The 18,339-nt window shown below is 72.9% G+C and carries 12 protein-coding genes and 1 tRNA gene; all 13 read right to left on the bottom strand.

Translation table 11 applies throughout. The features are described 5' to 3' along the window. Window positions 1-47 precede the first annotated feature (47 nt). Window positions 48-1,202 carry a ribonuclease inhibitor gene (locus tag ABH926_RS46900; protein ID WP_370373751.1) on the bottom strand — a complete coding sequence of 385 codons (1,155 nt, stop codon included), beginning with the start codon at window positions 1,200-1,202 and terminating at the stop codon, window positions 48-50. After that, on the bottom strand, window positions 1,199-2,614 hold the full coding sequence (locus ABH926_RS46895) for an SDR family NAD(P)-dependent oxidoreductase (protein WP_370373749.1): 1,416 nt from the start codon (window positions 2,612-2,614) through the stop codon (window positions 1,199-1,201). The genes ABH926_RS46900 and ABH926_RS46895 overlap by 4 nt, the downstream gene beginning before the upstream one ends. Window positions 2,615-2,632: 18 nt before the next feature. Beyond that, window positions 2,633-2,715 (bottom strand) — tRNA-OTHER (locus ABH926_RS46890). A gap of 2 nt (window positions 2,716-2,717) precedes the next feature. Next, complete coding sequence (locus ABH926_RS46885) at window positions 2,718-4,667, bottom strand: AAA family ATPase (protein ID WP_370373747.1); 1,950 nt, start codon at window positions 4,665-4,667, stop codon at window positions 2,718-2,720. Next, on the bottom strand, window positions 4,664-6,085 hold the full coding sequence (locus tag ABH926_RS46880; protein WP_370373745.1) for a hypothetical protein: 1,422 nt from the start codon (window positions 6,083-6,085) through the stop codon (window positions 4,664-4,666). Before ABH926_RS46880 ends, ABH926_RS46885 begins: the two co-directional genes overlap by 4 nt. Beyond that, window positions 6,082-7,530, bottom strand: coding sequence for a hypothetical protein (locus ABH926_RS46875; RefSeq protein WP_370373744.1), 1,449 nt, complete (start codon window positions 7,528-7,530; stop codon window positions 6,082-6,084). Before ABH926_RS46875 ends, ABH926_RS46880 begins: the two co-directional genes overlap by 4 nt. After that, the gene (locus ABH926_RS46870; RefSeq protein WP_370373742.1) at window positions 7,527-9,950 is read right to left on the bottom strand and encodes a hypothetical protein; all 2,424 of its coding nucleotides are present in this window, start codon (window positions 9,948-9,950) and stop codon (window positions 7,527-7,529) included. The genes ABH926_RS46875 and ABH926_RS46870 overlap by 4 nt, the downstream gene beginning before the upstream one ends. A gap of 145 nt (window positions 9,951-10,095) precedes the next feature. Continuing rightward, window positions 10,096-10,893: a PadR family transcriptional regulator gene (locus ABH926_RS46865; protein WP_370373740.1), complete on the bottom strand. Its 798-nt coding sequence runs from the start codon at window positions 10,891-10,893 to the stop codon at window positions 10,096-10,098. Further along, on the bottom strand, window positions 10,894-11,775 hold the full coding sequence (locus ABH926_RS46860) for a DUF4097 domain-containing protein (RefSeq protein WP_370373738.1): 882 nt from the start codon (window positions 11,773-11,775) through the stop codon (window positions 10,894-10,896). 91 nt (window positions 11,776-11,866) lie between these two features. Further along, window positions 11,867-12,043 carry a DUF6104 family protein gene (locus ABH926_RS46855; protein WP_370373736.1) on the bottom strand — a complete coding sequence of 59 codons (177 nt, stop codon included), beginning with the start codon at window positions 12,041-12,043 and terminating at the stop codon, window positions 11,867-11,869. 146 nt (window positions 12,044-12,189) lie between these two features. Further along, complete coding sequence (locus tag ABH926_RS46850) at window positions 12,190-15,993, bottom strand: multifunctional oxoglutarate decarboxylase/oxoglutarate dehydrogenase thiamine pyrophosphate-binding subunit/dihydrolipoyllysine-residue succinyltransferase subunit (protein WP_370373734.1); 3,804 nt, start codon at window positions 15,991-15,993, stop codon at window positions 12,190-12,192. Between the two features lie 263 nt (window positions 15,994-16,256). Then, window positions 16,257-17,438 carry an ATP-binding protein gene (locus ABH926_RS46845; RefSeq protein ID WP_370373732.1) on the bottom strand — a complete coding sequence of 394 codons (1,182 nt, stop codon included), beginning with the start codon at window positions 17,436-17,438 and terminating at the stop codon, window positions 16,257-16,259. Further along, window positions 17,435-18,328 carry a response regulator transcription factor gene (locus ABH926_RS46840; RefSeq protein WP_370373730.1) on the bottom strand — a complete coding sequence of 298 codons (894 nt, stop codon included), beginning with the start codon at window positions 18,326-18,328 and terminating at the stop codon, window positions 17,435-17,437. Before ABH926_RS46840 ends, ABH926_RS46845 begins: the two co-directional genes overlap by 4 nt. Between the last annotated feature and the right edge of the window lie 11 nt (window positions 18,329-18,339).

The following is an 18,339-nucleotide window of genomic DNA, read 5'->3' as shown; positions in this document are numbered from 1 at the left end:
CAGCAGGGTCAGGCAGCAGGACCGGGCAGCAGGACCGGGCAGCAGGGTCAGGCCGGCGGCGCGGTCCGGTAGACGCTGCGGATCGCCCGGACGTCCGGCGCGACGTCGAACACTGACGCCGGGACGTCGGCGGCCAGCGCGGTGAGCTCCTTCTTGACCCGCTTGGCGATGCCGGTGCCGAGCAGGTAGCGGGTCGGTGTGGCGGCACGTTGGGCGCCGGCCAGCAGTTTCAGGGCGCCGGGGCTGCCGAGGCCGGTGTAGCGCAGGTTGACGAAGACGAGGTGGTGCGGGGCGTCGGCGAGGGCTTCGGCGACCGTCGCGGCGCCGGACTCGTCGAGGTGGTTGTCGTCGGCGGCCAGGACGGCGGCGGCCTTCACCCGTCCGGCGTCGACCAGTTCGACCCCGGCCGCCGCGGCCGCCGCGATCAGCTCCGCCAGCGCCGCCGGGCCGATGCCGTTGCTGGCCACGGAGATGCGGCGCAGGGTGCGGTGTGGTGCGGCGCGCAGCGCCGTCGCCAGCACTCGCGCCCCGGAGTCGCCGAGGCGTGCGGCCGAGACGTAGAGCTCTGCGACCGCTCCGGCCGTCAGCAGCCGGGCCAGTTCCCGCGCGCCGTCGGCGCCGAGCCGGTTGCCGCCGATGTAGAGCCGTTCGATGGCGTGGGCACCGCCGCCGGCCTCGATCATGGCGTCGACCAGCGTGGCGGCGTCGGGTGCGGTCAGGCCGGTCTGCGTCAGGTCGATGGTGCGCAGCACAGTGCCGGCGCGCACCGTCTCGGCCACCGCGCGCACGCCGTCCGCGCCGACCGGGTTGCGCTTGAGCCACAGCGCCTTCACCACGCCGGGGGAGGCGATGAGCTGGTTCGCGATCTCGCAGACCCCGCCGCCCCCGATGCCGTTGCAGCCCAGGTAGAGCGTCTCGACCCCGGCGGCGACCGCCTTCGGGGCGACCGCGGCCACCCCGCCGTCGCCGAGCCCGTCGGTGCCCAGCAGCAGGTGCTTCACCGGGCCGCCGCCCTCGGGCAGCGCGTTCGCGACCGCGGCGGCGCCGAGCGGCCCCAGGTCCTGCTTGCACATGTCGAGCCGGCCGTCGGGCAGCGCGGTCCCGGCCGGGAAAGCGGTCCGGGTGCGCACCGCCTCGCCGCGCCGCAGCCACGCCAGCACCGGCGCCAGCTCCTCGGCGGGGCGCGCCTCGAACCCGCTCACCACGCCACCGCCCGGTAGTCCTTCAGGAACACCCCGGACAACGGCTCGCCGCCCTCGCCGCTGACGATCGGATGGTAGATCCGCGCCGCGCCGTCGATGATGTCCAGCGGCGTCCGGAAGCCGGCCTCGGCGTGCCGCGCCTTGCTCGGCATCGGCTTCTCGTCGGTGATCCAGCCGGTGTCCACACTGCTCAGGTGGATCCCGCGCCGGGCCAGCGCCTCGGCACTGGTTCGGGTCAGCATGTTGAGCGCGGCCTTGGCCATGTTGGTGTGCGGATGGCCCGCGGTCTTGTTGCGCACCTCGAAGCGCCCCTCGACGGCCGTGACGTTCACGATGTAGCGCCGCGCGAACGGCGAGCCGGCCATCAGCGGCAGCAGCCGGTCGGCCAGCAGCGCCGGCGCGACGGCGTTGACCAGGTGCACCTCCAGCACCTCGACCGGATCCAGCTCCCCGAGCTTCGCCGACCAGGAGTTGTGCGGCGAGGGGTCGGGGAGCAGGCCGTTCTCGTCGACGGCGGGCCCGGTGGCCGCGACCAGCTCGGTGCCGTGCGGGACCACGTCGGCGCCCGCGCCGTGGTAGCCGGCGATCGGCGCGAGCTCGCGAAGACCGCCGCCGAGCCGGGCCGCCGCGGCGCGGTCGGCGGCGATCAGCGGCGCGTAGGAGGCTTCGGGGCGCCGCACGGTCTGGGCGGCGTTGTTGATGAGGATCTCGAGGGGCTCGCCCTCGGCCAGGAGCGTTTCGCAGAGCTCGATGACCTGGCGCGGGTCGCGCAGATCCAGGCCGGTGACGGTCAGCCGGTCGAGCCACTTCGCGCTGTCCTCGACCTCGCGGAAGCGGCGTATGGCGTCGTGCGGGAAGCGGGTGACCACCCGCACCGCCGCCCCGTCCCGCAGCAGCATCAGCGCCACCTGGAAGCCGATCTTCACCCGGCCGCCGGTGACCAGCGCGCGCCGGCCGTCCAGCGGGGTGCGGGCCGAGCGCCAGGCCAGGTTCTCGGCCGCGCAGGGCGGGCACAGCTGGTGGTAGAAGGCTGAGACCTGGGTGAAGTGCTGCTTGCAGACGTAGCAGCGGCGGGGGCGCAGCAGGGTTCCGACCGAATCCGGCCCGCTCGCCGCCATGTCTTCGGGCTGCCCGGCGGCATCGGCATGGTCATTCCCGTTCGTGCCGATCGCCGCCGCCCCGCCCGGCGCCGCCAGCGCGGCATCCTCTCGCCGTTCGGTCGCCCCCGTCGCCGCGGACGCCAGCACCGCGCGGTCGGCGGCCTCGCGCCGCGCCCTCAGTTCTTTCTTCCGCCGGGTCCGGCCGTAGCGCACGAAGGATTCCATGACGCGCTCGGCACGCAGCCGGGTCGGGTCGTCGAGCGGCAGCCCCTTCAGGTCCGCCAACGCGCGGCTCAACTCCTCCAGGCCCATGCCGACCCCTCCCGTCGGTGGCCCCGGCCGGATTCGAACCGGCGTTCCCCGCGTCGGTTGAGTGGATCTGAGCGGTGCGCCTGCCTCTGCGCTACGGGGCCGTTCACGGAATCCTGGCGGAAGCCTGCCGCGATCGGCAAGCCGCCAGCACACCGACCCAGAAGGCCTGCGCGTCCTCCGAGGCGCCGACCAGATAGGTGGCCCGCAGTTTCGGCGGGAGGTGCGCGGCCAGGCGGATCACCACCTCGCGCTGCTTCTTCAGCTGCGACAGCTCGGCGTTGGCGAACACCTGGTGGACCACGTCGGAGGCGTCGTCGCCCTCTGCGTTGCCGGCCACCGCCAGCGCCAGGCGCCGCTCCCAGGAGTCGACGTCCGCGGCCAGCTCCTTCAGGCCGGTGCGCTGCGAGCCGGCCAGGCGCGCGGTCAGGCCGCCGAGCGGGACCGGGGCGTACTCACCGTCGCCGAGGTAGACCAGGCCCTGCTGCAGGGGCAGGCCGCGGCCGTGCAGCCGGATCAGGCGCTCCAGGGTGCGCTTGGTGATCCAGGCGCGGCCCTCGTCGTCGATGTCGTTCTTCCACCACTCCAGGACGGTCTCGGCGATCGCGCCGTACTTGGCGATCAGCCACTCGTTGGCCGGGATGTCCTCCGGGGTGATGTCCAGCGACGCGGTGAAGCGCGAGGCCTGGGCGATGTTGTTGCGCGACACCAGGAGTTTGCGGCCCACGTGGTACGGCGGGTTCTGCAGCGCGATCTGGGCGCGCAGGCCGCGGATCGGGCGGCCGGCCACCGACCACTCCTGGGTGATCTCCATCAGCCGGGCGAAGGCCGCCTTGTCCTTCGGGCGGTTGTACTCGTCCCACACCACGGCCTTCGGCTCGTCCCCGGTGAAGCCGGCGGCCAGCAGGTTGTCCAGGGTGCCGTCGGGGGAGGGGACCGGGGCGCACAGGTCCTCGACGTTGGTCACCGGCAGCGAGAAGTACAGCGGGTCGCGCCGCAGCACCTCCTGGATCAGCGTCCTGACCACCTCGGTCTTGCCGCAGCCGGGCGGGCCCTGGACCAGCACGCACCACCGGTTCTTCAACGCCGCGCGCACCAGGCGGCGTACCGGGTCGGCGATCGTGGCCCGGTTCGGGACGTTCAGCGCCGCGGCGATCGCGTCCAGGATCTCCCCGGTGCGGTCCACCTCCTTGGCCCGGGCGCCCTCGCCGGCCGGCAGCGCCAGCCGCAGCCGGCTGCCGTTGAGCAGCGGCAGGCCCCAGACCAGCGGGAAGCCCTCGGCGGCGTTGGCCAGGATGTGCTCCAGCGTGCGCGGGGAGAGCAGCCGGCGGATCTCCGGGGGCTGCGCGGCCCAGACCCGGAACACACCGGTCAGGTCGAACTGGCCGAACTTGCGGCGCAGCGCGTCGCGCCAGGCCGTGTCGTTCGCGGTCACCTTGATGGTGACCATCCGGTCCAGGATCGCGAAGTCGCTGCGCCGGGCCGCGGTCTCGGCCAGCGACTCGTTGTCGGCCAGGAAGACGCCGACGCAGCCCAGGGCCCGCAGGTCGTGCTCGCCGAGGGTCCAGTTGCAGGCGATCTGCATCAGCTGCGACTGGATCGCCGGGCCCGCCTGCAGCGAGTCGTCGATCAGCAGCACGAACCGGCGCCCCGGCTTGAGCTGGCGCATCACCAGCTGCCGCAGCACCAGCTCGCCGCTGCGCGGGTCCCGCACTGGGGCGTTCACCAGCAGGTCGTCCGGGGCCAGGTTCGCGGCCGGGACGTAGACCAGCTCGGTGTCGTCGTACGCGGCCTTGATGTGCGCGGCGAACGTGGCGGTCTTGCCGATGCCGTGCTCGCCGAAGATCTGCCCGGTCTGGCCCAGGTCGATCATGGCGTCGATGAACGCCTCCAGGGCCGAGGGCCGGGCCGCGGCGGCCCGGGCGCCGGGGCCGGCGCCGTCCCCGCCGCCCTGGCGCGGCAGTCCGGGGTCGTCGCCCAGTCCGACGCCGACGCCGCTGCCGAAGCCGTCCGCCTCCGGCGGCAACGCGGTCTGGCCGGTGGTGTGCTCGCTCAACGGTCCCCCGTTCGTACCTTGTGACAGGCCATCTGCGGCGAATGGCCCTCGGGCCAGTCGTCGCCGTGCTCGGTGATCAGCCAGATCCACTTGTCGGGCTCGGCCGGGGTGATGTGCGGGGCCATGCCGTCGGTCACCATGATGACCGCGTCCAGCGTCTCGTCGAACGGCTCCCCGGTCCGGGCCGAGGGCGTGCGCCCCTCGAGGTAGTCCGCGACCGCCCGGAAGCTGGTCCCGCCGCCGCCGACCAGCGGGTCGCCCGGCGCGAACGGCACCACCTCGGCGTCGAAGGACAGCCAGTGCGCCTCCACCCCGTCCAGCTGCCCGACCAGCGAGGCGATCCAGTCCACCACCGGCGGCGGCATCGATCCGGAGGCGTCCACGGCGATCGCCACCACCCGGTGCCGCTCCGGACCGCGCCGGGACAGCGTCGGGTCCTGGCCGAGCGCGGCCAGCACCGCGCCCCGCTTCTTCGGGTAGACCAGCCGCTCGCCCTCGGCCAGCTTGGAGGCCAGCACGTCGACCAGCCAGCGCTGCCACCAGTCCACCCGCCGGGTCCGCTGCGTCTGGCCGCGGATCATCCCGGCGCCCATGTCGCCCCACAGCTTGGCCAGCCGGTCGGTGGCGCCCTCGGTCCGGTCGATGAGGTCCAGCAGCTCCGAGCGCGCCTCGCGCACCCCGCGCTTGCCGGCCAGCAGCACGTTCGCCAGCACCTCGTTGCCGATCCGCTCGATGGTCTCGGCGTCGGCGAGCTCCTCCTGCAGCTCCTGAAGCAGCTCGTGGACGCAGACCGGCGGCGGCGTCGGAGGGTGCTTCATCCGCCGCAGCTCGGTGTAGCAGCCCATGTCGGTCCGGATGAACTCCTCGTAGGAGAACGGACTCAGGCCCTGCGCGGTGAGATCGGCGTGGTAGCCCGCGAAGATCTTGCGCGGGTCCACCCCGGTCGGCTCGCCGCCGTACACCGGCAGGCTGTCGCGGCGCAGCCGGGTCAGCGCGACGTGGTTGATGGTGCACTCGATGGCGATGTCGAACACCGGGTCCTCGCGCAGCTCCGGCTCGGTGAACAGGTGCCGCTGGATCAGGTGCCGGGCCTCGTGGAAGAGCACGAACTTCACCCCGTCCAGCCCCAGCTCGACGAAGAAGTCCGGATTGAACAGCAGCAGACAGGTGCCGTCCCCGGCCGCCATCACCGCCGCGGTCTCGATGGCGGTGGTGGGTATCTGGTGCGCGCACTTGGAGTAGATCCACCCGGCGATGGCCGAGGACTCCATGCCGAAGTCGACGAGCGCCGCCTCCTTCAGCCGCACCGCCTCCGCGATCGTCTCCGGCTCCGCGGGCTGCCACGCCGCCAGCGCCTTGCGGTCGGTGGCGCTGACCGGCAGGCGCCGGGAGCGGCGGTCCGACTCGTGGGTCTTCATGCGGCGTCCTCCTCGGCGGTGGCGGTGGCGGTGGCGGTGGCGGTGATGGTGTCGGTGTTTCCGTCGGCGGGCGGCGGCGTTTTCGTGTCCTGCCTCAAGTCTTCTATGCCGCGGCCCGCCGGTCGAACCCATTGCCCGGTTGCCCATTGCCCGAGTCCGAGCGCCGACTCGGCTCCTTCATCCGATGATCCGAGCAATGCCCGCCAGCGGTCCAGCCGACCATCGAGATGACTGCGTACCGCGTCCTCCACCGGCCACTCGGTCAGCGGGCCCTGATTCGGCGCCGGTTCCGGCGGACCCGGCGGGGTCTTCGCCTCGGCGGCGGCGATCAGCGGTGCGAGGCCGCCGCCGGCCATGGACGCCCGCACCGCCGAATGCACCATCAGGGTGAGGCCGCCGGCGAGGTCCAGCTCGACGCTCCACACCGGCTCCGGTCCGGCCAGCTCCCCGAGGCGGCGGTAGGCGAACACCCGCAGCGCCCCCGCCTCCGTATTGCGCCGCAGGAGGGGCTTGAGCGCGGTGAGCAGGCCGTAGAGCTCGTCGGCGGTCTCGGCGCCCGACAGCAGCGCGTGGACCTGCTCGGGCGTCGTCTGGGCGAGGCTGCTGGTGCGCCACCGGTTCGCAGCGGAGTCCGGGTCCCGGTGGACGCGCAGCCGCAGGGCGAGGTCGTTGTGCGCGGCCGCGATCAGCGCCGTGTACCGCGGGCCCATGCCGTGATCGAGCAGCTCGTGGGCCAGCGCCAAGGGCTTGCCGGTGCTCGCGCACAGCGACTGGCGCGCGTAGTCGGAGCCGTCGGGGCCGAAGGCGTACTCCCGGTACGCGGGGAGGTAAGGCGGGTGCCTGAGCAGTCCCTGGAGCATCCCCTCGGATCGGCGTCCGGTGTGGACGAGCACGTCCGCGACGACCGCGGGCGGCGCCAGGGCGAGCACGACGCCGGGCAGGAACAGCTCACCCGGCAGGCGGAAGCGCATGGTGCCGTCCGGCGGCTCCGACTCCGAGGCCCAACCCGCGGCCTCGTCGAGCAGGTCGGTGAAGGACCGCGGCCAGGTGTCGGCCAGCCTCAGGACTCCGAACCACCGCCACGGCTCGGCTCCGAGCGCCGCGGTGAGCGCGGCGGAGAGCTGCCGGTTCAGATCAGCCCGCGGACGGCCGTAGGGAGTGATGCCGTCGCGCAGCAAAGCCTCATACGGCGCGCGAGCCGCGAGCCGCAGGGTGTCCTGGACGGCGCCGGGCTCGCCCAGGAGGTCGTCGGTCTTCCGGCGCGGGCCGAGCAGGGCATGGCAGAGGGCGTCACGGTCCGGCCGGACCGAGCGCAGCTCGGGATCGCAGTGCTCGTCGGCCAGGCCCGCGGCCAGGTCGGCGTCGGACAGCAGGGACAGGACCGGCGCGACGTCCTCGGGACGCGCCGCGTGCAGCAGGTTCAGGACCCGGGCCGGGGCGTTCACGCGCTGGGCGGCTTCGGGGGCTCGCTGTGGGGGAGCGGCGGCACCGGACTCGGGGTCTGGCTCTGTCGCGGCCGCGGAACCTGCGGCTCGGCCCCCTCGAACTCCGCGAGCAGCCCGTACAGCGTGGCCCCGGGCTCGGCGAGCCGCGACCAGCGCTCGGGCCGGCCGTCGAGATGCCGGCGGACGCGCTCGGCGGTGTCGGGCCGGGACGGCTGGAAGTCGGCGTCCCACCCCGTGGCGACACGCTCCGGCTCCGGCCGCGCGATGTCCTCCGCCGCCGCGCGCAGGGGCTCGTCGCTGTGCGCGCTCATCGAGGCGCGGACCGCCTCGTGCATGCGCTCCAGGCTCCCGGCCCGCTCCAGCTCCAGCGCCCACACCGGCTCCGGGCCGGCGGCCTCGGCCAGGCGCGCGTAGGCGACGACGCGCCGGTCGGTCTGCAACGAGCGGTTGCTCCGCCGCAGCACGGTGTGCAGCAGCTCCGGATCGCGCGATTCCAGCACCGGCTGCAACATCGCCGGCTCCACAGGCCGCGTCACCAGCCGGCGCACCAGCCCCGGATACACCCCGCCCGCGGCCTCGGACCGCACCACCGCCGCGATCCGCAGCTCCAGCGACGCCAGCGGATGCAGATATACCGCCGCCAGCACACCGGGTTCCGCGGGCTCCCGGTCGGCCAGCCGCCACAGCGTGCCGACCGTCGCCGCCGGATTGCGGGCCGCCGCCAGGCGCATGGCCGGCGTGCCGTTCGGGCCGAGCGCGAGGTCGAGCAGCCACCGCGGCTCGGGACCGCGGTCCAGGATGCGGGTGAGGACGCCGATCAGCGCACGAGTCTCAGGGCCGGGGGATTCCGCCGCGCTGGTGGGTGGCTGGTCGTCCGCTGCCGCGCCGACCAGTGCCCGCCCCTCCACCACCGCCCGCACCGCCGCGGCCACCTCCGCCGGCGCGACCTCCAACACCACCGCCGCCGGGTCCACCCCGCGCGGCCACCGTCCCGCGCGCCGTTCCGGCAGCGGGGCTCCGGCGTCGACCGCCTCCAGCAGACCTCCCGGGCCGCCGAGGCTGCCCTCCCACGCCGCCACCCGGGTCAGCACCTTGAGCCAGCGCACCGGATCCGGCCCGATCGCCTCGGCGATCGCCGCGCGCAGGTCGGCCTGGTACCGCTCCTCGGCCTCCGGCGGGATGCGGACGAAGTGCGGTGCGAAGCCGTTCTTCCCCTTGGCCGTGTAGTACTCCGTCAGCCCCGGGGGCGTGGGCAGCGCCAGTGCCAGCACGTCCGCCGCCGGCTCCGCGTGCGCCACCGCCTCCGGCGCGCTCAGCGAACCGTGCAGCAGGCCGCGACGGAGCAGTTCGCGCGTCGCGAAGTGCCGCGTCGCCGGGTTCAGGCGCCGCGCGGCCTCGCGCGCCCGCCGCAGCGTCCCGGCATCCGGCCGCGCCGCCCAGAACACCGCGCGCGGGTACCGCTCCTCGAACGTCGCGCGCACGTCCTGCGGCACGTCCTCGCGCGCCGCCGCCTCGTCGAGCCCGCGGGCCGTGCCATGTCCGGCCTGGGTGCCCTCGTCGCCCTCGCCGACCACGTCCGCGTAAGCCAGCACCTCGTCCCACGGCACCGCGTAGAGCTGCGACCCGGTGTTCGGCGCGGTCCAGGACTCGGCCTCGTCCACCCCCGGCAGGACGGCGGTGCGCAGCCGCCGCGAGGCCTTCGCCAGCGCCGCGTCGTCGCCGGTGTCCCCGAACGCGAGCGCGGTCTCCCACCCCGGGATGTAGTACGCCGACCCCGAGCCCATCACCTCGGTGACGATCTCGCGCAGCCCGTCCTCCCACAGCGAGCTGAGAAGCCCGTGATCGCGCAGCGTCCGCAGCCCGCGCACCACGGCCGTCACCTGGCGCAACCGCACGGCCAGCGGCAGAGCGGTCGCCACCAGGCCCGGATCGTCCGCGCAGCACACGGCCACCGTCAGATCGATCTCGATCCGCGCCGGCATCGGCGTGTGCCGTCCCGCGTGCCGCCGCTCGGTCCGCGCCAGCTGGGCCCGCAGGAACCGCTTGACGCCGGGGGTGATGACCGCCGCGCCGTCCGGGCCGCGCCGGTCCCGCACCAGCGCCGCCAGGATCCAAGTCCTCGACCGCTTGCCCGCGGTCCGCACCAGCGCCTCGTCGACGGCCGGATCCGCCCGCCGGATCAGCGCCCGCAGCACCGCGTCCGGATCGGCCACGGTCTCGTCGGCCAGCGCGCGCCGGGCCAGTGCCACCGCCGGCGCCGAGGCGGGCCGGCCGAGCACGAAATCGCTCACCGCCACGCACAAGGGCAGCGAAGCACCCGCGATCTCCTCGGCGAGCTCCAGGTCGTCGAGGCCGCGCAGCAGCGCCGACGCGTCGTCCCGGCCCGCGAAGTGCACAGCGTCGATGAGTCCTGCGACCACGATGGCTCCCTCCCAGGAGTCATGATGCCGCATGGGCCCGACGCCCCGATAAATGCCGGACGCACCGGCAAACGCCGACGGCGCGCGCCGGAGGACCGAAGTCCGCCGGCGCGCGCCGCCACCCCCTCTTGCTCTCCGGGTCGTGTCAGCCCCGGAAGATGTCCCGCAGCTCCCGAGCCGCCCGCTCCAGCACCTCGCGCGCCGCGTTCAGCTGGTCCTGCGTCACAGGGATGTCGGCCTGGTGCTCGCGCGCCATGGTCCGCACCTCGTCGCGGAAGCGCATGAACGTCGCCCGCAGCTCGTCCAGCTGCTCGCGATCGGCCCGGTCCCGCGCGCGGCGGCCGGTCCAGTCGTCCACGCTGTCGTGCGCGAAGCGCTGCCAGCGCGTGGCCTCGTCCTGCCAGTGCTCACGCCACTGCGCGGCCCACTGGTCCTTCCACTGTTCCTTCCAGTCGTTCTGCGCGCGCTTCCACTCGCGCCACTCGTCCTTGCCCCACTGCGAGCGGTCCGCCGGCGGGTGCGAGGGCGCGCCGCGGCCCTTCGTGGACTCGGTGCGGGCCTCGGCGGCGGCCGCGCGCAGCTCCTCCTGGATGTGCCGGGCGGATTCCTTGACCTCGTCGCGGATCTCCTCGGCCAGGCTGCTGACCGACTCGCGGATCTCGGTCTCCAGCGCGTCCATGTCGTCGGCGCGCGCGGCGAGCTCGGTCCGGCCGGCGTCGGTGATGTGGTACACCTTGCGGCCGCGCTCGTCGGTCTCGTGCCGGATCAGGCCCTCGCTCTCCAGGCGCGACAGCCGCGGGTACACCGTGCCGGCGCTGGGCGCGTACAGGCCCTGGAACCGCTCCTTGAGCTGCTGGATGATCTCGTACCCGTGCTTGGGGCTCTCAGCGAGCAGCTTCAACAGGTACAGCCGCAGCCGTCCGTGTCCGAAGACGGGTGCCATCTAACGATCCTCTCCATCTTCGCCGCCCACGCCCGAGCCCTTCAGCTCGGGGTCGGCGGCCCTTCTCAGCAGCGTCATGTCACCGGACACCGCCCGCGCCTTCAGCTTCCCCTGTCCGGTACCCAGACGTCCGGACAGCTGCCGCGGCTTGGTGAAGGGGATCTGCTTGTTCCCGAACAGCGCCTGGGAGTCCAGCCCGTCGAAGGTGGTGACGGTGCGGCCGCTCATCGTGGACATGTCCACCTCCAGGTTCGCATCCTCCGGGGCGCGCACGATGACCTGGCCGGAGACCACGTTCAGCTCCAGGCGCGGGGCGTCGGTGCCGTCCTCCAGGTCCACGGTGATCGCGCCCGACGTGGTGCCGGCCTTGATCGTGTTCTGCGACCCCAGGGCGATCACGGTGATCGGCCCGGAGACGGTGTGCGCGCTCAGGTCGTCGGTGACGCTCTCGGCGGTGATCGCGCCGGAGACCGTCTTGACGTCGGTGGGCCCGTGCAGCTGGGCGAGGGTGATCTCGCCGGACACGCCCTGGACCCGGGTCCGCTCGTGCAGGTTCGACACCACCAGGGGTCCGGAGACCACCGTGACGTCCACCAGGCAGTCCGGGGGCACCTGGATCGAGATGTCGGCCTCGATCTTGCGGCCGTGCATCAGCCAGCCGAGCACGTTCGGCCGGAACTCGCCGTGCCGCACCGTCAGCTCGCCGTCCTCGGCCGCGACTACCAGGGGCTCCCCGCCCTTGACCCGGGTCACGTCCACCACCGCCGCGCCGTCCTCGCCGGCACCGACCACGTCGACCCTGCCCGCGGTGGTGACGACTTTCAGCCGGTGGATCCCCTCGAAGGCGAGCCGGTCCGGACCGCTCAGCTCGTGTCTCGTCATCACCTGGGCCCTTTCACGATGTATCGCGTCTCTGATGGAGACGATATATCGCGTTGCGGGCGGGGGCAAGTCCCCCGCCGTGACCAGGGCTTCAGTCCTCGTCGTCGGCCAACCGCGCGAGCCAGGTGGCCAGCCGGTCCACCGCGGTCTCGAACTCCGGGTTCAGATCGGTGAAGGTGCGCAGCTGCTCGGCCAGCCAGGACAGCGTCACCTCCTCCTCTCCCCGGCGCTTGTCCAGCTCCTCGATGCCCCGGTCTGTGAAGTACATCGTTCTTCCGTTCGCTATGAAAGAGCTCTGAGTTTCTATACAAAGGGGTGGGACCCGCGCCGCAGCGCGAATCCCACCCCGTGTTATGGGCGGGACCCGTGCCGAAGCGCGAATCCCACTCTGGGTCATGCCGTGTCAGTCGCCTGTCAGCCGGCGAAGGCGTCCTCGACCAGCTGGCCCTGCTCAACGGCGTGCCGCTTGCCCGAGCCCACCGCCGGGGAGGACGCGGCGGCCCGCGAGACCACCGTCAGGCCGCGGCCCAGGGCCGCCGGCAGGTTCATCGCCACGAACGGCCACACGCCCTGGTTGGCCGGCTCCTCCTGGACCCAGCGCAGGTCCACGTCCGGGCCGTAGGCGGCCAGCACCGCGGCGATCTCGGCGGCCGGCAGCGGGTGCAGCCGCTCCACCCGCACGATCGCGGTGTCGGTGATACCCGCCTTGGCCCGCTTGGCCGCCAGCTCCCAGTAGAGCTTGCCGGAGACCAGCAGCACCCGGCGCACGCCGGCCGGGTCGACCGTGACGTCCGGCAGCACCGGCTCGAAGCGGCCCGAGGTGAAGTCGGCGACCGGCGAGACCGCGTCCTTCAGGCGCAGCATCGACTTGGGCGTGAACACCACCAGCGGCTTGTGCGCCGGGTTGTGCGCCTGCCAGCGCAGCAGGTGGAAGTAGGACGCCGGGTTCGAGGGCATCGCCACGGTCATGTTGTTCTGCGCGCACATCTGCAGGAAGCGCTCGGGGCGGGCCGAGGAGTGGTCCGGGCCCTGGCCCTCGTAGCCGTGCGGCAGCAGGAGCACGACGCCGGACTGCTGGCCCCACTTCTGCTCGCCGCTGGAGATGTACTCGTCGATGACCGACTGCGCGCCGTTGACGAAGTCGCCGAACTGCGCCTCCCACAGCACCAGGGCGTTCGTGCGGACCACGGAGTAGCCGTACTCGAAGCCCAGGGCCGCGTACTCGCTCAGCAGCGAGTCGTAGACCGTGTACTTGGCCTGCTCGGAGGTCAGGTTGGACAGCGGGGTGTACTCGGTGGCGTTCTCCCGGTCCACCAGCACGTGCTGGCGCTGCACGAAGGTGCCGCGGCGGGAGTCCTGGCCGGCCAGCCGGACCGGCACGCCCTCCATCAGCAGCGAGCCGAAGGCCAGGGTCTCGCCCATGCCCCAGTCGATCTTGTCGTCGGTGATCATCTGCGCGCGCTTCTGCAGCGGCTGCAGCACCTTCGGGTGCGGGGTGAAGCCGTCGGGCAGCGAGACCTGCGAGTCGGCGATGACCTTGACGGTCTGCTCGGTGATCGCGGTTTCCACCTGCGCCGGGTAGGGCTGCACGTCCACCGCGAAGGTCGCCGACACCGGGGCCTTGGAGACCTCCTTGGTCTCGGCGAACACCCGCTCCAGCTGGCCCTGGTAGTTGCGCAGGGCCTCCTCGGCCTCTTCCAGGGTGATGTCGCCGCGGCCGATCAGGCCCTCGGTGTACAGCTTGCGGACGCTGCGCTTGGCCTCGATGAGGTTGTACATCAGCGGCTGGGTCATCGACGGGTCGTCGCCCTCGTTGTGGCCGCGGCGGCGATAGCAGATCATGTCGATGACGACGTCCTTGTTGAACGCCTGGCGGTAGTCGAAGGCCAGCTGCGCCACCCGGACGCAGGCCTCGGGGTCGTCGCCGTTCACGTGGAAGATCGGCGCCTCGATCATCCGGGCCACGTCGGTGGCGTAGATCGAGGAGCGCGAGGAGGTCGGCGAGGTGGTGAAGCCGACCTGGTTGTTGATCACCAGGTGCACGGTGCCGCCGGTGCGGTAGCCGCGCAGCTGCGACAGGTTCAGGGTCTCGGCCACCACGCCCTGGCCGGCGAACGCGGCGTCGCCGTGGATCAGCAGCGGCAGCACGGTGAAGCCGGCCGAGGCCTTGTCGATGATGTCCTGCTTGGCGCGGACGATGCCCTCCAGGACCGGGTCCACGGTCTCCAGGTGCGAGGGGTTCGCGGCCAGGGTGACGGCGATCTCCGAGCCGTCCAGGGCGGTGAAGCTGCCCGAGGCGCCCAGGTGGTACTTCACGTCGCCGGAGCCGTGCATGGACTTGGGGTCCAGGTTGCCCTCGAACTCGCGGAAGACCTCGGCGTACTCCTTGCCGACGATGTTCGTCAGCACGTTGAGCCGGCCGCGGTGGGCCATGCCGATCGCGACCTCGTCCAGGCCCGCGCGCGCGGCGTCGGCCAGGATCTCGCCGAGCAGCGGGATCGCCGACTCCCCGCCCTCCAGCGAGAAGCGCTTCTGGCCCATGAACTTGACCTGCAGGAAGGTCTCGAAAGCCTCGGCGGCGTTCAGGCGCTCCAGGATGCGCAGCTGCTCGGTGCGGTCGGGCTTGGCGTAGCCGTGCTCCACCCGGTTCTGGATCCACTTGCGCTCGTCCGGGGACTGGATGTGCATGTACTCGATGCCGATGGTGCGGCAGTAGGAGTCGCGCAGCACGCCCAGCACGTCGCGCAGCTTCATCAGCTTCTTGCCGCCGAAGCCGCCGGTGGCGAACTCGCGCTCCAGGTCCCACAGGGTCAGGCCGTGGCTGACCACGTCCAGGTCCGGGTGCCGGCGCTGCTTGTACTCCAGCGGGTCGGTGTCGGCCATCAGGTGGCCGCGGGTGCGGTAGGACTCGATGAGCTCCTGCACGCGCGCGGTCTTGTTGATGTCGTCCTCGTGCGAGGCCGAGATGTCCTGGATCCAGCGGACCGGCTCGTAGGGGATGCGCAGCGACTCGAAGATCTTGTCGTAGAACCCGTCCTCGCCCAGCAGCAGCTGGTGGATGATCCGCAGGAAGTCGCCGGACTGCGCGCCCTGGATGATCCGGTGGTCGTAGGTCGAGGTCAGGGTCATGACCTTGCTGACCGCCAGCCGGGACAGGGTCTCCTCGCTGGTGCCGGAGTACTCCGCCGGGTACTCCATGGCGCCCACGCCCAGGATGGTGCCCTGGCCCTTCATCAGGCGCGGCACGGAGTGCACGGTGCCGATGGTGCCCGGGTTGGTCAGCGAGATCGTGGTGCCGGCGAAGTCGTCCGGGGTCAGCTTGTTGTTGCGGGCGCGGCGGACCACGTCCTCGTAGGCCTGCCAGAACTCGCGGAAGTCCATGAGCTCGGCGCCCTTGATGGAGGGGACCAGCAGCTGCCGGGTGCCGTCCGGCTTCACCTGGTCGATGGCCAGGCCCACGTTGACGTGCGCCGGGGTCACGACCGCCGGCTTGCCGTTCTCGGTGGTGAACGAGCGGTTCATCTCCGGCATGGCCTTGAGCGCCTGCGCCAGGGCGTAGCCGATGATGTGGGTGAAGGAGACCTTGCCGCCGCGGGCCCGCTTCAGGTGGTTGTTGATGACGATCCGGTTGTCGATCAGCAGCTTGGCCGGGACGGCGCGCACGCTGGTCGCGGTCGGGACCTCCAGCGAGGCCTCCATGTTGGTGACCACCCGGGCCGCCGGGCCCTTCAGGACCGCCGTGGTGGTCCCCGCGGCGCCGCCGGCCGGGGCCGGGGCGGCGGTGGTCGCCGCGTCGCGCGGGACCTGGACCGGGGCGGGGGCGGGGGCGGCCGGGGCCGGAGCCGGAGCCGCGGGCTGCGCGGCGGGGGCCGGAGCCGGGGCCGGCACGGTCGCCGGGGCGGCCGGAGCCGCGGCGGCCGGGGCGGGAGCGGTCTGAGGGGCGGCCGATGTGTCGGAGGTCACAGTCACTTCGGGGTTATCAACCTTCGCAACGGGGGCAAGAGCCTGCGCGGCGGCAGAGCTGTCCGTGGGCTGGTAGTCGTTGAAGAAGTCCCACCACGCGCGGTCCACGCTCTCGGGGTCGCGCAGGAACTGCTGGTAGATCTCGTCCACCAGCCACTCGTTCGGGCCGAACTCGGCCAGGGTGTGCCCCGGCGTGGAGCCCGGCGTACCGGCAGTCTGATCGGTGGTTGCCTGCTGCGACGGCTGTGGCGACACGGCGGTTTCCGCCCTCTTCCGCGTGGGTGCGTATAGGAGTGCACAGCGGCTACGACCGGGGCCGGCCGTAGACGTATAGCGGTCATCCAGGCTACGCCGATGTGGGGCCTTATTGCAGTCGCGCCCCGGGTTCGAGGCACTGATCACACCGGCCGGCGCGGAAAATCCCTCTATCTGACTAGGGCCAGGTTGCAGGCGCGTGGTCAGGAGTGACCAGACTCACACCCGGGGCGCACATCAGTGCGTGGGGCTGGAGGGGTCGGTTACGGCAGATCGACACGGATCACACAGCCCGGTGACGCGCTGACGGCCACCGGATGGCCGGCGAGCACCGCGACGGGCTCGGCGGCCCCCGCGGCGAGCACCGGCACGGCGGGCTCGGCCACCGAGATCCGTCCGCCGTGCAGATCCACCACCCAGCGCGCGATGGCCAGCCCCAGCCCCGTGCCGCCGTCCGCGGCCTGCCGCGAGCCGCGGTCGAAGCGGTCGAAGACCCGGACCCGCTCCCCGGGCGGGATGCCGGGGCCCTGGTCGCAGACCTCGATCCGGACGCCGCCCTCCTCCAGCCGCCGGGCCCGCAGCGTCACCTTGCCGCCGGGCGGGGAGTGGCGGACCGCGTTGTCCAGCAGATTGGCCGCGACCTGGTGCAGCCGCTCGCGGTCGGCGCGCACGGTGAGCGCCGGCGGAGCCACGTCGACCACGGTGTAGGGGCGCCGGTCGGCGCCGTCCCGGGTCAGCATCGAGACCGTGGCCTCGCGGGCCACGGTGCCCAGGAACTCCTCCAGCGCCACGTCCTCGCGGTCCAGCTCGACCGCGCCGGCGTCGATCCGGGACAGGTCCAGCAGCGTGCTGACCAGCCGGCCCAGCCGCTCGGCCTGCTCCAGGGCCAGCCGCATGGTCGGCGGGTCCGGCTCGGTGACGCCGTCGACCACGTTCTCCAGCACCGCGCGCAGCGCCGAGATCGGCGTGCGCAGCTCGTGCGAGACGTTCGCGATCAGCTCCTTGCGCTGCCGGTCCACCGCCTCCAGGTCGGCGGCCATCAGGTTGAACGCGGCGGCCAGCTGCCCGACCTCGTCGCGGGAGCTGGAGGCGGTGACCCGGCGGCTGTAGTCGCCGCGGGCGATGCGCTCGACGGCGTCGGCCATGGAGCGCAGCGGGCTGGTCATGCCGTGCGCCAGGAACTGCGTCACGCCGAGCGAGAGGATCACCGCGACGCTGACCACGTACCGGGCCTGGATGCCGGCCGAGACCCCGAGGGCGGTGAACACGCCGACCACCGACACCGAGGCCACGACGAGCACGCCGAGCTTGACCTTGATGCTGTGGAAGCGGTCCAGCGGGCGCACCTCGCGGGCCCGGCCCACGACGGTGCCGCCGACCTTGCGGGAGGCCGCGTTCAGGGTGGTGACGCGAGTGCCGAAGCGCAGCGTGACGCGCGAGCTCATCGTCCGGCCGCCTCCAGCCCCTCGCCCCGGAGCGGCTCGGCCTCCAGCGCGTAGCCGACGCCGTGCACGGTGCGGATCCAGTCCGCGCCGATCTTGCGGCGCACGGCCTTCACGTGGCTGTCGACGGTGCGGGTGCCGGAGGCGTCCAGCCAGTCCCACACCTCGGCCAGCAGCTTCTCCCGGGTCAGGACGGTGCGCGGCTGCCCGGCCAGGCAGGCCAGCAGGTCGAACTCGGTGGGCGTCAGGTGCGCCTCGTCCTGCGACCGCCCGGCCCCGACCCGCACCCGCCGCTGGGCCGGGTCGATCTCCAGCACCCGGGCGCCGGCGCTGGTGCCGATGGCCATGAAGCGCAGCGGCTGCGGGGTGCGCACCGCGGCGGTGCCCGGCCCGAAGCCGGTCCCGATCGGCACGACGTTGCTCTCGGCCGGACCGCCGTTCCCGCCCGAGCCGAGCTCCGCGGCCCGCTCCACGCGCCGGAGCAGGGCGTGCACCCGCGCGATCAGCTCGCGCATCGAGAACGGCTTGGTCAGGTAGTCGTCGGCGCCGGTGCGCAGCCCCTCGATCAGGTCGCTCTCGTCGTCACGCGCGGTGACCATCAGCACCGGGACGGCCCGCTCGGCCTGGATCCGCCGGCAGACCTCCAGGCCGTCGAAGCCGGGCAGCATGACGTCCAGGACGATCAGGTCCGGCAGGTGCTCCTGGGCCGTGCGCACCGCCGCCGGGCCGTCGCCGGCCAGATGGGTGGCGAAGCCCTCGGCCCGCAGCCGGGCCGCGATCGCCTCGGCGAGGGTCGGTTCGTCCTCGACGACGAGAATTCCCACCCGTCTCCCACCGCCACCCGTTAAGGAGGCGCTTTGCGCCGCTGATTGACTGGTCACGCGCTTCAGCATAGGCACGGATG

It is taken from the genome of Catenulispora sp. GP43, assembly GCF_041260665.1.
Lineage (GTDB): Bacteria > Actinomycetota > Actinomycetes > Streptomycetales > Catenulisporaceae > Catenulispora.
The sequence above is the reverse complement of the archived record's forward strand: the minus strand, read 5'-3'. Positions and strand labels throughout refer to the sequence as shown.